Genomic DNA, 14,568 nt, shown 5'->3' on the forward strand with positions numbered 1-14,568 from the left:
ACCTTGTTTGCATCGAAGGGCAGGGCAGGGCGGTAAGTGATTGTTATCTGTGAAAAATTTTTTGAATAATTTCAAAAATTCGTTTGACAGCCCTGCAATCGGAACTTAATATGCGCCCCGTCCACAGCGATGAACGAAAACGAAACGCCAGGCACCCAGCCAGCGGTTCGGTTCAAAGCGACATTGTGGGGCTATAGCTCAGCTGGGAGAGCGCCTGCATGGCATGCAGGAGGTCAGCGGTTCGATCCCGCTTAGCTCCACCAAATTCCGCTTAACGGCAATGCCGGTAAGCAAGACCGGGTCCAGCAACCGGGTCTTGAAGGTAAGAAGGTTCGTCCCCTTCGTCTAGTGGCCTAGGACACCGCCCTTTCACGGCGGTAACAGGGGTTCGAGTCCCCTAGGGGACGCCAGTTTTGCACAAGCGATGTTTAATCATGTCGCTGGGCCGAGAGGCTAGAAATCCGGGGCTATAGCTCAGCTGGGAGAGCGCCTGCATGGCATGCAGGAGGTCAGCGGTTCGATCCCGCTTAGCTCCACCAATTTTGCCGCGGTTCGTGAAAACGGATCGGCACGAAGGTTACGTCCCCTTCGTCTAGTGGCCTAGGACACCGCCCTTTCACGGCGGTAACAGGGGTTCGAGTCCCCTAGGGGACGCCACTTTTACCCGCGTTTTGCGGGAGTTGAAAGGCTCATCATCTTTGCGTGAGCCTTTTGTTTTACCTCGGGGCTATAGCTCAGCTGGGAGAGCGCCTGCATGGCATGCAGGAGGTCAGCGGTTCGATCCCGCTTAGCTCCACCAATTCGCCGCGGTTCGTGAAAACGCATCGGCACGAAGGTTACGTCCCCTTCGTCTAGTGGCCTAGGACACCGCCCTTTCACGGCGGTAACAGGGGTTCGAGTCCCCTAGGGGACGCCATTTTTTACCCGCGTTTTGCGGGACTTATAAGGCTCATTCGATTATTGAATGGGCCTTTTGTTTTTTCTGCTTCCTGAGAATTCGCTGTCGGCCAGTCACTCGCCGCAGATTTTGCTTGCCTTAAAATATGATGGGCATAATATGTCGATCATAATATTTTGAGGTGGGCCATGAGCGACAAGAAGAGCAAGACACGCGAACGCATTCTTGAAGCGGCGCGCGGCGCGTTGATCCAGCACGGGCCGGCCGAGCCCAGTGTGAGCCAGGTCATGGGCGCCGCCGGGCTGACCGTGGGTGGCTTCTACGCCCATTTCGACAGCAAGGATGAGCTCATGCTGGAGGCCTTCAGCCAGCTGCTGGCCGAGCGCCGGGCCTTGCTCGCCGGGGTCGACCCGAGCCTGGACGGTGCTGGCCGCCGTGCGCTGGTTGCCGCTTTCTATCTTTCGCGCAAGCACCGTGACGCAGAAGTGGCGGCCTGCCCGCTACCCAATGCACTCAGCGAAATGCAGCGCCTGCCAGAGGCTTTCCGTGAAGTACTGGTCGAGCACATCGAATTGATGACCGCGCAGATGGTCGACCGCCCCGAAGACATGGACAAGGCCTTGGCCGATTTCGCCCTGATGGTGGGTGGCCTGGCAGTGGCGCGTGCCCTGGGCACAGGCGAGTTGTCCGATCGCATCCTGCGTGCCGCCAAATCGGCGGTGATCTGAGCACGTTCATTCCTGGAGCATGGCGATGAATACCCTGAGCTGGATTCGTGGTGTCAACGGCACCCTCGGCCACCTGGCCCCTGAACACGTCGCCGGCAAGATGCGCCGCGCCTTCATGAGCCCACGCACCCTGCCACCGAGGGACTGGGAGCTGCCGCTGCTGGCTCGCGCCGAGCGCATCACCTTGCGCTTCGGGCTGTCGGCGCTGCGCTGGGGGCAAGGGCCGACCGTGTTGCTGATGCACGGTTGGGAAGGGCGGCCAACCCAGTTCGCCGCACTGATCGAAACCCTGGTCGCTGCCGGGCATACCGTGGTGTCGCTGGAGGGCCCGGGCCATGGGCGCTCGCCAGGGCATCAGGCCCATGTGGTGCTGTTCGCCCGGGCCTTGCTGGAGGCCGCGGCCGAGCTGCCGCCGCTGCGCGCGGTGATTGGCCATTCCATGGGGGGCGCCAGCGTGTTGCTGGCGCTGCAGTGGGGGTTGCGTGCCGAAGCGGCCGTGAGCATTGCCGCGCCAGCCCGGTTGCTGGGGGTGATGCGCGGCTTCGCCCGGCATCTGGGGTTGCCGGCGCGGGCCAGGGCGGCCTTCATTCGCCAGGTCGAGCGTGATATCGGCGTGCAGATTGCGCGTCTGGATGTTACCGGTTATCAACTGGACCTGCCGGGCCTGGTGGTGCATGCCAGTGATGATGTGCTGGTGCCGGCTGGTGAATCGCAGGTCATTCACAAGGCCTGGTTCGACAGCCGCCTGCTTTTGCTCGAAGAGGGTGGCCACATGCGCGTGCTAGCCGACCCGCGGCTGGGTGAAGCGGTGCTCGAACTGCTGGCGCGCACCAATGAGCGCGCCCGACAAAGCGCCTGAGCATCCGTTACACTCTGCCCGTTCACGAACAACCAGGAGCGGGCATGAACTGGGATCTGGCGGCACCATTCACCATCGACCTTCGCGTCGGCAATGAGGACATCGATGGCCTCGGCCACGCCAACAATGCGGTCTATGTCACTTGGCTCGAACGTTGCGCCTGGCGCCATTCCCAGCGGCTGGGGCTGGACCTGGCCGAATACCGTCGCCTGGACCGGGCCATGGCCGTGGTGCGCCACGAGATCGACTACCTCGCGGCCGCTTACGAAGATGACGAGCTGCAACTGGCCACCTGGATCGTCGACTGGGACCAGCGCCTGCGCATGACCCGGCGTTTCCAGCTCAAGCGCCCGAGCGACGGCGTCACCCTGCTGCGCGCACACACCACCTTCGCCTGCATCGAGCTGTCCACTGGCAAACCCAGGCGCATGCCGGCGGAGTTCCTTGACGGCTACGGCGCGGCGCTGATCGGCAACTGAAAAGCGGCGGTTTTTGCTAGACTGCCGCCTTTTGCGCCCTGAGACCCTCACATGCAAATTGCCCTGGCCCCGATGGAGGGGCTGGTCGACAACATCCTGCGCGACGTCCTGACCCGGGTGGGTGGCATCGATTGGTGCGTCACCGAGTTCATCCGCGTCTGCGACCGCCTGTTGCCGGAATCCTCGTTCGACAAGCTGGCCCCTGAACTGCGCCAGGGCGCGCGCACCGCGGCCGGCGTGCCGATGCGTGTGCAACTGCTCGGCTCGGACCCGGTGTGCCTGGCCGAGAACGCGGCGCTGGCCTGTGAGCTGGGGGCGCCGGTGATCGACCTGAACTTTGGCTGCCCGGCCAAGACCGTCAACAAGTCGCGTGGCGGGGCGGTGCTGCTAAAGGAGCCGGAGTTGCTGCATGCCATCGTGCGTGAGGTACGCCGCGCCGTGCCGGCGCATATTCCGGTGACCTCCAAGATGCGCTTGGGCTTCGACAGCCCGGATGGCGCGCTGGAGTGCGCCACGGCGTTGGCCGAAGGCGGCTCGGCGCACCTGGTGGTGCATGCGCGGACCAAGGTCGAGGGCTACAAGCCGCCGGCCCACTGGGAGTGGGTGGCGCGGGTACAGGACGTGGTCCAGGTGCCGGTGTTCGCCAATGGCGAGATCTGGACCGTCGACGACTGGCGACGCTGCCGCGAAGTGAGCGGCGCCGAGGACATCATGCTCGGTCGCGGCCTGGTGTCGCGCCCGGACCTGGCCCTGCAGATTGCAGCCGCCCGCGATGGCCGTGATTACCAGCCGATGAGCTGGGACGAGCTGCTGCCGCTGCTGCGCGAGTTCTGGCGTCAGGCGCAGGCCAAGCTGTCGCCGCGCTATGCGCCGGGGCGCATGAAACAGTGGCTGGCGATGCTGACTCGGGGCTATCCGGAGGCGGTGCTGCTGTTCGCCGAGCTGCGGCGTGAGGATGATTGCCAGCGGATCAGTGACTTGTTGGGGTATCAGGCGTCATTTGCCGAAGCTTGCGTCGCCTGATCCGTCTCTATCGCGGGGCAAGCCCGCTCCCACGTTTATCCCTCGTGGGAGCGGGCTTGCCCCGCGATTGCGTTTGCACGTTAGCAAAAATTTTCTGAAGGGCCCTTGAAAGCGTTTTGCCCGGCCATATCTCTTTGAGTACGCGATGCCGAAGTCGGGTCGCGTAGTGACTTACTTGCTGAATCTCAGGAGTTTATGACCATGACCACCGCTTTCTCTCTCGCACCCCTTTTCCGCAACTCCGTCGGTTTCGACCGTTTCAACGACCTGTTCGAAGCTGCAGCACGCAATGAGGCCGGTAGCAGCTACCCGCCCTACAACGTGGAAAAGCATGGTGAAGACCACTATCGCATCGTGGTTGCCGCCGCCGGCTTCCAGGAACAGGACCTCGACCTGCAGGTCGAAAAAGGCGTCCTGACCGTGTCCGGTGGCAAACGCGATAACGGCAACGAAGGCGTCACCTTCCTGCATCAGGGCATCGCCCAGCGCGCCTTCAAGCTGTCGTTCCGCCTGGCCGACCACATCGAGGTCAAGGGCGCCGGCCTGGCCAACGGCCTGCTCAGCATCGAACTGCTGCGCGTGGTGCCGGAAGAAGCCAAGGCCAAGCGCATCCCGATCAATGGCGACAAGCCTGCGCTGAACTGAGTTCGGACGGGATGAACGAAAGGGCACCTTCGGGTGCCCTTTTTGCTGTGCGCTGTTTAGTGCAATAAATAGGTCCCGTGGGAGCGGGCTTGCCCCGCGATTGCGGTAAGAGTTCCAACATCGCAATCGCGGGGCAAGCCCGCTCCCACGGCGTTCGATGAACCACAGGTTCACCCCTCAATAATCCGCCGGCGCCTCCAGCAGCATCTGCCGGAATTCCGGCAGCGGCAGTGGCCGGCTGTGCAGGTAGCCCTGGTACAGGTGGCAGCCAAGCCTTTCCAGAAACTCCAGTTGCTCGGTCAGCTCGACACCTTCGGCGATAACCGCCAAGCCCAGGCTGCGCGCCATGGCGACGATGGCGCGGACGATCTCTGCGTCATTCGGGTCAATCGGCGCGTCGCGCACGAAGGTCTGGTCGATCTTCAGTGCATCCACCGGCAAGCGCTTGAGGTAGGTGAGTGACGAGTAGCCCGTGCCAAAGTCGTCCATGGCGAAGCTGACGCCATAGCGTTTGAGCTCGCGCATCTTGCCGATGGTGTCTTCCAGGTTCTGGATGACGATGCCCTCGGTGATCTCCAGCTTGAGCATGTGCCGTGGCAGGCGGTAGTCGTCGAGGCTGCGCAGCACCCGTGCGACAAAGTCGTTCTGGCGGAACTGCCGGGGGCTGATGTTGACGCACAGGCTGAAGTCGTCGGCGTCGATCAGGCCGTCCTCGAGCATGCGCGCGCAGGCGTCGCAGGCTTCATCGAGGATCCAGCTGCCCACTTCCAGGATCAGTCCGCTTTCCTCGAGCACCTGGATGAACTGTGAAGGCGGCTGCTGGCCCAGTTGCGGATGGTGCCAGCGCAACAGTACTTCGGCGCCGACGATGTGATTGTCACGGGCATCGACTTGAGGCTGGAAATGCAGTGCCAGCTCGCCGCGGGCCAGCGCCAGGCGCAAGTCGTTCTCCATGCGCAGACGCTCGCTGGCGGCCTTCTGCATGGTGGTGTGGAACAACTGGGTGGTATTGCGCCCGGAATCCTTGGCCCGGTACAGGGCGATGTCGGCGCGTTTGAGCAGGTCGGCGGGAGTGGCGCCGTGGTCCGGGATCAGCGCCACGCCGATGCTGGGTGTCACCTGCAGGCGCTGGCCATCCAGCGACATGGGTTCGGCCAGCAGTTCGCGCAGGGTGTCGGCCAGCTCGCGGACCTTGCTTTCCACCAGTTCGCGGCTGCCTTCCAGGCCGCTGAGCAATACCACGAACTCGTCGCCGCCCAGGCGCGCCACGGTGTCCTCGAGGCGCACGCTGGCTTCCAGGCGGGCCGTGATGATCTTCAGCACGGCGTCGCCCACCGGGTGGCCGAGCGAATCGTTGATGTGCTTGAAATGGTCGAGGTCGAGGAACAGCAAAGCGCCGCGCAGGTTGTGGCGCTTGAGCAGGGCAATCTGCTGGCTCAGGCGGTCCATCAGCAGGGCGCGGTTGGGCAGGTTGGTCAGCGGGTCGTGGTAGGCCAGGTGGCGAATCTGCGCCTGGGCGTTTTTCAGCAGGCTGACATCCCGTGCGGTGAGCAACAGGCAGTCGACTTCGTTGAGGCTGATCGGCTCCACCGACACTTCCACGGTGAGAATGTCGCCGCGCTTGTTGCGCCCGAGCATCTCGCGGTGATGGACCCGGCCTCGTGCTTTCAGCTCGGCGAGCAGGGCGCTGCGTTGCTTGTCGTCGGCCCAGATGCCCAGTTCATAGACCGTGCGGCCGACCACCTCGCTGGCGCTATAGCCGGTCAGCCGGCAGAACCCATCGTTTACTTCCAGGTAGCGGCCGCTGCGCCGTTCGGTGATGGTGATGGCGTCGGGGCTGGAATGGAACGCCTTGGCGAATTTCTCCTCGCTGGCCTTGAGCGCCGCCTCGGCGCGCTGCTGCTGGGTGATGTCGCGCAGGGTGGTGACGCTGCAGGCCTGGCCGTCGACGCTGATCAGGCGGCTGGAGATGACGCAGGTCAATGGCCCGCCGTTGCGGTGGTTGACCCCGATCGCCACATTGCTCAGGGCCTGGTCGCGGATCACCCGTTCGATGCGCTGGGCGCGCTCGGCCGACTCGGCCCACAGGCCCAACTGCTCGGCGGTACGGCCCAGCACCTGCTCGGCGCTCCAGCCGAAGGTCTGGCTGAAGGCCGGGTTGATCTCGATGAACTGGCCGGTGTCCTGGCGGGTCACGCAGATCGGGTCCGGGCTGACCTGGAACAGGCTGGCGAATTTTTCTTCCGAAGCCGTGAGGCGTTGCTCGCGCTCTACCTGGTCGGTGATGTCCAGCAGGGTGCCGGCCATGCGCAGCGGTTTGCCCTGCTCGTCACGGTACAGCCGCGCGCGGCTTTCGATAAAGCGCGTGGCGCCGTTATCCAGCTGCACCTGGTAGGTGATCTGGTAGTTGCCGGCCGGCCCTTCGCGCAGGCTGCGGTAAGCCTGGCGCATGGAGTTGCGTTCGTGTTCGGGCACCCCTTCGAAGAACGCATCGAAGGATTCGTGGAACGGCACCGGGTCGAGCCCGTGCAACTGGGCGGCGCGGGCCGAACCATAGAGCATGCCGCTGGGAATGTGCCAGTCCCAGGTGCCCAGCTGGGCCGAGTCCAGCGCCAGGTCGAGGCGCTCCTGGCTGTCCTTGAGCGCCTGCTCGGCGCGTTTGCGCTCGGTGGTGTCGACGAAGGTACTGATCAGGTAGGTGATGCCTTCCAGTTCGATGCCCTGGGTGCAGAGAATGCCATCGTGGACCTTGCCGCTGGTGGCGCGGAACTGCACCTCCATGGTCAGCGGGCCACTGCCGGCGCGGGTGGCCTCCAGCACCTGGTGGCGCTGCTCAGGGTTGACCCACAGGCCCAGCTCGACGCTGGTCTTGCCGACCACATGGGCGCCGGGCCAGCCGAACATGTCTTCGAAGTGCTGGTTGACCTCGATGATCAGGCCGTCGTGGCGGCGGGTGAGCAGGATGGCGTTGGGGCTGAGGTGGAAGAGGGTGGCGAAGCGCTTTTCCGAATTGATCAGTGCGGTTTCCCGTTCGCGCTGGCGGGTGATTTCGCGGATTACCCCGATCATCTGGCGTCGGCCGTGGACGTCGTGGGTCAGGCTGCCGTTGATCTCCAGCCAGTGCACGCTGCCGTCCGGCCAGCGGATGCGGTGGCGCATGGCCTGCTCGATGGGTTCGCCATTGACCACGGCCTGGAACGCCTGGCGCGTGCGGGCACGGTCTTCATCGGGCAGCAGGTCGAGGTAGTCGACATCGTTGGGCAGCGGGCGCTGGGGGTCGAAACCGAACAGCGCCTGGGTGCCCCGTGACCAGCTGACCCGACCGCTCTCGATATCCCATAGCCAGGCGCCCAGGTTCGCGCCGTTGAGTGCGGCCAGCAGTTGCGGGGCATTCTGCCAGGCCTGCTCCGATTCCTGGGGGTCGACCGCAGGGATGCGCGGCAGGCGCGGAAAGCGGTTTGCTGATTTGGGCATCGGTACCAGACCTTTGGCGGATGTCGCATCCTTGAGAAGTGTACTGCCGTACTGACGACCGGTCAGGCGGGCCCCGCGTGGCTGTCGAGCAGGGCCATGAAGGCCCTGGCCGCGTTCGATAGCGTGCGTTCGGTGTGCAGAATGTAGCCTAGCTGGCGCGACAGCTGTACGCCGGGCAGGGCGATGGACGCCACCTGCTCATCCAGCATAGTACGCGGCAGCACACTCCACGCCAGGCCGATGGAAACCATCATCTTGATGGTTTCCAGGTAGTTGGTGCTCATGGCGATGTTCGGCGTCAGGCCCTGGCTTTCGAACAGGCGCTGGACGATGTGATGGGTGAAGGTGTTGCCGCCGGGGAAAACCGCCGGGTGCCTGGCCACGTCGGCCAGGCTGACCTGGCCGCTGCTGGCCAGCGGGTGTTCGGGCGCGGCGACGAAGTCCAGGGCGTCCTCCCAGACCGGGGTTGCCCTGACCAGGTGATGCGGCTCGGGAGCCAGGGTAATCACGGCAATTTCGGCGCGGCCATGGAGGATTTCATCGTAGGCGGCTTCTGAATCCATGAACTGGATATCCAGCGCCACTGCCGGGTGTTGCCGGGTGAACGCCCGCAGCACCGGTGGCAAGCGGTGCAGGCCAATGTGGTGGCTGGTGGCCAGGGTCAGGCGACCGCTCACCTCCCCGGTCAGGTTGGTCAGCGCGCGGCGGGTATCATCGAGCACGTTGAGGATCTGATAGGCACGGGGCAGCAGGGCGCGGCCGGCTTCGGTCAGGCTCACTTCCCGCCCCAGCCGGTCGAACAGGCGTACGTCCAGTTGCTGCTCGAGCCCGGCGATGCGTTTGCTGATGGCTGGCTGGGTCAGGAACAGGCGTTCACCCGCGCCAGAGAAGCTGCCGGTTTCGGCAATCGCGATAAAAGCGCTGAGGTTGGCCAGGTCCACGATTCAGATTCCTGATGGTTATGCAAAGCATGAAAATTATGAATTTGAGTTATTCAATCTATCGCCATAGCATCGTCCGTACAAGCCAAGGGGTCTTTGGCATAGAAAGACGCTGATGAGGAACAGTCTGATGGCTGGCAAAACGCTCTACGACAAACTCTGGGAAGCCCATGAGGTCAAGCGCCGCGATGACGGCTCGTCCTTGATCTACATCGACCGCCACATCATCCACGAAGTGACGTCGCCCCAGGCCTTCGAAGGCCTGCGCCTGGCCAATCGCAAGCCGTGGCGCATCGATGCCAACATCGCCACGCCCGACCACAACGTGCCGACCACGCCAGAGCGCAAGGGCGGTATCGAGGCCATCGTCGACCAGGTGTCGCGCCTGCAGGTGCAGACCCTCGATGAGAACTGTGACGAATATGGCATCGTCGAATTCAAGATGAACGACGAACGCCAGGGCATCGTCCACGTCATCAGCCCCGAGCAGGGCGCGACCTTGCCGGGCATGACCGTGGTCTGCGGCGACTCGCACACCTCCACCCACGGCGCCTTCGGTGCCCTGGCCCATGGCATCGGTACCTCCGAGGTCGAGCACGTGCTCGCCACCCAGTGCCTGGTCGCCAAGAAAATGAAGAACATGCTGGTGCGCGTCGAGGGCCAATTGCCTGCCGGCGTCACCGCCAAGGACATCGTCCTGGCCGTGATCGGCAAGATCGGCACCGCCGGTGGCAACGGCCATGCCATGGAGTTCGCCGGCAGCGCCATCCGCGAACTGTCGATGGAAGGCCGCATGACCATCTGCAACATGTCCATCGAGGCTGGCGCCCGTGTGGGCCTGGTGGCCACCGATGCGACCACCGTCGCCTATGTCGAAGGCCGCCCGTACGCACCGAAAGGCGAGCAATGGAAGCAAGCGGTCGAATCATGGAAAGACCTGGTGTCGGATGACGACGCCGTGTTCGACACCGTGGTCGAGCTGGATGCCGCGCAGATCAAACCACAAGTCAGCTGGGGCACCTCGCCCGAGATGGTCCTGGCCGTCGATCAGCGCGTGCCGGACCCGGCCGCCGAGGCCGACCTGATCAAGCGTGGCTCGATCGAGCGTGCCTTGAAGTACATGGGGCTCAGTGCCAACCAGGCGATCACCGATATCCAGCTGGATCGCGTGTTCATCGGCTCGTGCACCAACTCGCGCATCGAAGACCTGCGCGCCGCGGCCGAAATCGCCAAGGGGCGCAAGGTCGCTTCCAGCGTCAAGCAGGCCATCGTCGTGCCGGGTTCGGGCCTGGTCAAGGCCCAGGCCGAGCGTGAAGGCCTGGACAAGATCTTCCTCGAAGCCGGCTTCGAATGGCGTGAACCTGGCTGCTCGATGTGCCTGGCGATGAACCCGGACCGCCTGGAGAGCGGCGAGCACTGCGCGTCCACCTCCAACCGCAACTTCGAAGGCCGCCAGGGCGCCGGTGGTCGTACCCACCTGGTCAGCCCGGCCATGGCCGCCGCCGCCGCGGTGACCGGCCACTTCATCGATGTCCGCGAGTTGATCCAAGGGAGCGCAGCATGAAAGCCTTTACCCAGCACACTGGCCTCGTCGCGCCGTTGGACCGTGCCAACGTCGACACCGACCAGATCATCCCCAAGCAGTTCCTGAAGTCGATCAAGCGCACCGGCTTTGGCCCCAACCTGTTCGACGAGTGGCGCTACCTGGATGTGGGCCAGCCCTACCAGGACAACAGCAAACGCCCGGTCAACCAGGAGTTCGTGCTCAACCACCAGCGCTACCAGGGTGCCAGCGTGCTGCTGGCGCGTGAGAACTTCGGTTGTGGCTCCAGCCGCGAGCACGCGCCATGGGCGCTGGACGAGTACGGTTTCCGCAGCGTGATCGCGCCGAGCTTTGCCGACATCTTCTTCAACAACAGCTTCAAGAACGGCCTGCTGCCGATCATTCTCGATGCCGCTGAAGTTGACGAGCTGTTCAAGCAGGTCGAGGCCAATCCAGGCTACCAGCTGACCATCGACCTCGATGCCCAGGCGGTGACCCGCCCGGATGGCAAGGTGCTGAAGTTCGAGATCGATGCGTTTCGCAAGCACTGCCTGCTCAATGGCCTCGACGACATCGGCCTGACCCTGCAGGACAGCGACGCGATCAAGGCATTCGAGGGCAAGCACCGCGCCAGCCAGCCTTGGCTGTTCCGTGATGCCTGAAGTTTGTAGCTAGTAGTACTGGCTTCTTCGCGGGTCAAGCCCGCTCCTACAGGCAGAGGTGATACCTGTGTAGGAGCGGGCTTGCCCCGCGAAGAGGTCGGAACAAGCAACAAAAAACCCAAAGGATTTAGCTATGTCCAGCACCACCCACACCGATGTAGTCCAGCGCCAATTCGGCGAACAGGCCAGCGCTTACCTGAGCAGCACCGTGCACGCCCAGGGCAGCGAATTCGCCCTGTTGCAGGCCGAGCTGGCGGGGCAGGGCCATGCCCGCGTGCTGGACCTGGGCTGCGGTGCCGGCCATGTCAGTTTCCACGTCGCACCGCTGGTCGGTGAAGTGGTGGCCTACGACCTCTCGCAGTCGATGCTCGATGTGGTGGCCGCTGCGGCAGCCGAACGCGGCTTGGGCAATATCACCACCGCGCGCGGCGCCGCCGAACGTCTGCCGTTCGCCGATGCCAGCTTCGACCATGTGTTCAGCCGTTATTCGGCGCACCACTGGAGCGACCTGGGCCTGGCCCTGCGCGAAGTGCGCCGGGTGTTGAAGCCAGGCGGGGTGGCGGCCTTCATCGATGTCATGTCGCCAGGCAGCCCGCTGCTCGATACCTACCTGCAGACGGTCGAAGTGCTGCGCGACACCAGTCACGTACGCGACTACAGCGCCGCCGAATGGCAGCGCCAGGTCAGCGAGGCCGGCCTGCATGTGCGCAGCCACACTCGCCAGCGCCTGCGCCTGGAATGGCATTCCTGGGTCGAGCGCATGCGTACCCCCGACCCGCTGCGCGTGGCCATCCGCCAGTTGCAGCAAGCCATGGGCGAGGAAGTGCGGCAGTATTACCAGATTGAGGCCGATGGCTCGTTCAGCACCGATGTGCTGGTACTCTGGGCCGAACGCTGATTATTCACGACGGGGCCGAGGCGGCCGCGTCGCTTTGATGGATAGAGGAAAGCATGAGCAAGCAGATTCTGATTCTCCCAGGTGATGGCATCGGCCCGGAAATCATGGCCGAGGCGGTCAAGGTGCTGGAGCTGGCCAACGACAAGTTCCAGCTCGGCTTCAGCCTCGCCCATGACGTGATCGGCGGCGCCGCCATCGACAAGCACGGTGTGCCGCTGGCCGACGAGACCCTGGAGCGTGCACGCCAGGCCGACGCCGTGCTGCTGGGCGCCGTGGGTGGCCCGAAGTGGGACAAGATCGAGCGTGACATCCGCCCTGAGCGCGGCTTGCTGAAGATCCGTTCGCAACTGGGCCTGTTCGCCAACCTGCGCCCGGCCATCCTCTACCCGCAACTGGCCGATGCCTCGTCGCTCAAGCCGGAAATCGTCTCCGGCCTGGACATCCTCATCGTCCGCGAGCTGACCGGCGGCATCTACTTCGGTGCCCCGCGCGGCCAGCGCGAGCTGGAGGGCGGCGAGCGCCAGGCCTACGACACCCTGCCATACAGCGAAAGCGAAGTGCGCCGCATCGCCCGCGTCGGTTTCGACATGGCCCGCGTGCGTGGCAAGAAGCTGTGCTCGGTGGACAAGGCCAACGTCCTGGCTTCCAGCCAGCTGTGGCGTGAAGTGGTCGAGGACGTGGCCAAGGGTTATCCGGATGTCGAGCTGAGCCACATGTACGTCGACAACGCCGCCATGCAACTGGTGCGCGCGCCCAAGCAGTTCGACGTGATGGTCACCGACAACATGTTCGGCGACATCCTGTCGGATGAAGCTTCCATGCTCACCGGTTCTATCGGCATGCTGCCTTCGGCATCGCTGGATGCCAACAACAAGGGCATGTACGAGCCGTGCCACGGTTCGGCGCCGGACATCGCCGGGCAGGGCATCGCCAACCCGCTGGCGACCATCCTCTCGGTGTCGATGATGCTGCGCTACAGCTTCAATCAGCAGGCGGCGGCCGAGGCCATCGAGCAGGCGGTCAGCCTGGTCCTGGACCAGGGCCTGCGCACCGGTGACATCTGGTCTGCCGGTTGCACCAAAGTCGGTACGCAGGAAATGGGCGACGCAGTAGTCGCAGCGCTGCGGAATCTGTAATCTCTCTGGCCCGCCACCAAAACCTGGTGGCGGCCCACTTTTAGCAAAGGTGTAGTTGCGATGAAACGTGTAGGTCTGATCGGTTGGCGTGGAATGGTCGGTTCCGTGCTCATGCAGCGGATGCTCGAAGAGCAGGACTTCGACCTGATCGAGCCAGTGTTCTTCACCACCTCCAATGTGGGTGGCCAGGGTCCGAACGTGGGCAAGGAAACTGCCCCGCTGAAGGACGCCTACAACATTGAAGAGCTCAAGACCCTCGATGTCATCCTGACCTGCCAGGGCGGCGACTACACCAACGAAGTCTTCCCCAAGCTGCGTGAAGCGGGCTGGCAGGGTTACTGGATCGACGCCGCCTCGTCGCTGCGCATGCAGGACGACGCCGTGATCATCCTCGATCCGGTCAACCGCAAGGTCATCGACCAGCAGCTGGATGCCGGTACCAAGAACTACATCGGCGGCAACTGCACCGTCAGCCTGATGCTGATGGGGCTGGGCGGCCTGTTCGAAGCCGGCCTGGTCGAGTGGATGAGTGCCATGACCTACCAGGCGGCCTCGGGTGCCGGCGCGCAGAACATGCGTGAGCTGATCAAGCAGATGGGTGCCACCCACGCGGCCGTGGCCGATGACCTGGCCAACCCGGCCAGCGCCATCCTCGACATCGATCGCAAGGTGGCCGAAGCCATGCGTGGCGAAGGCTACCCGACCGAGAACTTCGGCGTGCCGCTGGCCGGCAGCCTGATCCCGTGGATCGACAAGGAGCTGCCGAACGGCCAGAGCCGCGAAGAGTGGAAGGCCCAGGCCGAGACCAACAAGATCCTCGGCCGCTTCAAGAGCCCGATCCCGGTCGACGGTATCTGCGTGCGCATCGGTGCCATGCGTTGCCACAGCCAGGCGCTGACCATCAAGCTGAACAAGGACGTGCCGCTGGCCGATATCGAAGGCATGATCAGCCAGCACAACCCTTGGGTGAAACTGGTGCCGAACCAGCGTGAAATCAGCATGCAGGAGCTGAGCCCTACCAAGGTGACCGGCACGCTGAATATTCCGGTTGGGCGTCTGCGCAAGCTGAACATGGGGTCGCAGTATCTGGGGGCCTTCACTGTGGGTGACCAGTTGCTGTGGGGCGCGGCCGAGCCGCTGCGTCGCATGCTGCGGATTTTGCTGGAGCGTTGATCGTTCTGGGTTGATCTGTGGTTTGAGAGAACCCGTGCCATGAGAGTGGTGCGGGTTTTTTTATGGGGGCAGGGTAAGTTGTTGGTTTGTTGGTTTGTTTTGAAAGTTT

General features: G+C 63.8%; 12 protein-coding genes and 6 tRNA genes. 16 read left to right on the forward strand and 2 right to left on the reverse strand.

The window, feature by feature from the left end; translation table 11 throughout:
• Positions 1 to 187: 187 nt before the first annotated feature.
• The 11 genes from DM373_RS27125 to DM373_RS27175 all read left to right on the forward strand — a co-directional run bounded on the left by DM373_RS27125 (position 188) and on the right by DM373_RS27175 (position 4,632).
• A tRNA-Ala gene (locus DM373_RS27125) sits at positions 188 to 263 on the forward strand.
• Between the two features lie 71 nt (positions 264 to 334).
• A tRNA-Glu gene (locus DM373_RS27130) sits at positions 335 to 410 on the forward strand.
• A 53-nt stretch (positions 411 to 463) separates the two neighbouring features.
• A tRNA-Ala gene (locus DM373_RS27135) sits at positions 464 to 539 on the forward strand.
• A 42-nt stretch (positions 540 to 581) separates the two neighbouring features.
• Positions 582 to 657, forward strand: a tRNA-Glu gene (locus DM373_RS27140).
• 66 nt (positions 658 to 723) lie between these two features.
• Positions 724 to 799, forward strand: a tRNA-Ala gene (locus tag DM373_RS27145).
• A gap of 41 nt (positions 800 to 840) precedes the next feature.
• Positions 841 to 916, forward strand: a tRNA-Glu gene (locus DM373_RS27150).
• Positions 917 to 1,086: 170 nt separating this feature from the next.
• Positions 1,087 to 1,626 (forward strand): TetR/AcrR family transcriptional regulator, encoded by a 540-nt coding sequence (locus tag DM373_RS27155; RefSeq protein WP_110996448.1) that lies wholly within the window; start codon positions 1,087 to 1,089, stop codon positions 1,624 to 1,626.
• A 25-nt stretch (positions 1,627 to 1,651) separates the two neighbouring features.
• A complete protein-coding gene (locus DM373_RS27160) occupies positions 1,652 to 2,485 on the forward strand; it encodes an alpha/beta fold hydrolase (RefSeq protein WP_110996449.1) in 834 nt (277 codons plus the stop codon).
• Positions 2,486 to 2,529: 44 nt separating this feature from the next.
• Positions 2,530 to 2,964, forward strand: coding sequence for an acyl-CoA thioesterase (locus DM373_RS27165; protein WP_110996450.1), 435 nt, complete (start codon positions 2,530 to 2,532; stop codon positions 2,962 to 2,964).
• A gap of 51 nt (positions 2,965 to 3,015) precedes the next feature.
• Positions 3,016 to 3,987 carry a tRNA dihydrouridine synthase gene (locus tag DM373_RS27170; RefSeq protein ID WP_110996451.1) on the forward strand — a complete coding sequence of 324 codons (972 nt, stop codon included), beginning with the start codon at positions 3,016 to 3,018 and terminating at the stop codon, positions 3,985 to 3,987.
• Positions 3,988 to 4,188: 201 nt separating this feature from the next.
• The gene (locus tag DM373_RS27175) at positions 4,189 to 4,632 is read left to right on the forward strand and encodes an Hsp20 family protein (RefSeq protein WP_110996452.1); all 444 of its coding nucleotides are present in this window, start codon (positions 4,189 to 4,191) and stop codon (positions 4,630 to 4,632) included.
• A gap of 177 nt (positions 4,633 to 4,809) precedes the next feature.
• On the opposite strand, the gene DM373_RS27180 is transcribed toward DM373_RS27175, so the two are convergent.
• Positions 4,810 to 8,106: a bifunctional diguanylate cyclase/phosphodiesterase gene (locus tag DM373_RS27180; protein ID WP_110996453.1), complete on the reverse strand. Its 3,297-nt coding sequence runs from the start codon at positions 8,104 to 8,106 to the stop codon at positions 4,810 to 4,812.
• A gap of 62 nt (positions 8,107 to 8,168) precedes the next feature.
• A complete protein-coding gene (locus tag DM373_RS27185) occupies positions 8,169 to 9,047 on the reverse strand; it encodes a LysR family transcriptional regulator (RefSeq protein ID WP_110996454.1) in 879 nt (292 codons plus the stop codon).
• 130 nt (positions 9,048 to 9,177) lie between these two features.
• On the opposite strand from DM373_RS27185, the gene leuC reads away from it, so the two are divergent.
• The 5 genes from leuC to asd all read left to right on the forward strand — a co-directional run bounded on the left by leuC (position 9,178) and on the right by asd (position 14,459).
• Positions 9,178 to 10,611, forward strand: a complete 1,434-nt coding sequence (gene leuC, locus DM373_RS27190) for a 3-isopropylmalate dehydratase large subunit (protein ID WP_110996455.1) — start codon at positions 9,178 to 9,180, stop codon at positions 10,609 to 10,611.
• On the forward strand, positions 10,608 to 11,252 hold the full coding sequence (gene leuD / locus DM373_RS27195; protein ID WP_110996456.1) for a 3-isopropylmalate dehydratase small subunit: 645 nt from the start codon (positions 10,608 to 10,610) through the stop codon (positions 11,250 to 11,252). Before leuC ends, leuD begins: the two co-directional genes overlap by 4 nt.
• 133 nt (positions 11,253 to 11,385) lie before the next feature.
• Positions 11,386 to 12,150, forward strand: coding sequence for a class I SAM-dependent methyltransferase (locus tag DM373_RS27200; protein ID WP_110996457.1), 765 nt, complete (start codon positions 11,386 to 11,388; stop codon positions 12,148 to 12,150).
• 53 nt (positions 12,151 to 12,203) lie between these two features.
• Positions 12,204 to 13,286, forward strand: a complete 1,083-nt coding sequence (gene leuB / locus DM373_RS27205) for a 3-isopropylmalate dehydrogenase (protein ID WP_110996458.1) — start codon at positions 12,204 to 12,206, stop codon at positions 13,284 to 13,286.
• 60 nt (positions 13,287 to 13,346) lie between these two features.
• A complete protein-coding gene (gene asd, locus DM373_RS27210; protein ID WP_110996459.1) occupies positions 13,347 to 14,459 on the forward strand; it encodes an aspartate-semialdehyde dehydrogenase in 1,113 nt (370 codons plus the stop codon).
• Positions 14,460 to 14,568 lie beyond the last annotated feature (109 nt).

The organism is Pseudomonas sichuanensis (assembly GCF_003231305.1).
Classification (GTDB): Bacteria; Pseudomonadota; Gammaproteobacteria; order Pseudomonadales; family Pseudomonadaceae; genus Aquipseudomonas; species Aquipseudomonas sichuanensis.

Bases quoted from the DNA above. Each gene is read 5' to 3' on its own strand.
- asd (WP_110996459.1), top strand. From the start codon at position 13,347: ATGAAACGTGTAGGTCTGATCGGTTGGCGTGGAATGGTCGGTTCCGTG.
- DM373_RS27175 (WP_110996452.1), top strand. From the start codon at position 4,189: ATGACCACCGCTTTCTCTCTCGCACCCCTTTTCCGCAACTCCGTCGGT.
- DM373_RS27155 (WP_110996448.1), top strand. From the start codon at position 1,087: ATGAGCGACAAGAAGAGCAAGACACGCGAACGCATTCTTGAAGCGGCG.
- DM373_RS27170 (WP_110996451.1), top strand. From the start codon at position 3,016: ATGCAAATTGCCCTGGCCCCGATGGAGGGGCTGGTCGACAACATCCTG.
- leuD (WP_110996456.1), top strand. From the start codon at position 10,608: ATGAAAGCCTTTACCCAGCACACTGGCCTCGTCGCGCCGTTGGACCGT.
- DM373_RS27180 (WP_110996453.1), bottom strand. From the start codon at position 8,106: ATGCCCAAATCAGCAAACCGCTTTCCGCGCCTGCCGCGCATCCCTGCG.
- leuC (WP_110996455.1), top strand. From the start codon at position 9,178: ATGGCTGGCAAAACGCTCTACGACAAACTCTGGGAAGCCCATGAGGTC.
- leuB (WP_110996458.1), top strand. From the start codon at position 12,204: ATGAGCAAGCAGATTCTGATTCTCCCAGGTGATGGCATCGGCCCGGAA.
- DM373_RS27200 (WP_110996457.1), top strand. From the start codon at position 11,386: ATGTCCAGCACCACCCACACCGATGTAGTCCAGCGCCAATTCGGCGAA.
- DM373_RS27160 (WP_110996449.1), top strand. From the start codon at position 1,652: ATGAATACCCTGAGCTGGATTCGTGGTGTCAACGGCACCCTCGGCCAC.
- DM373_RS27165 (WP_110996450.1), top strand. From the start codon at position 2,530: ATGAACTGGGATCTGGCGGCACCATTCACCATCGACCTTCGCGTCGGC.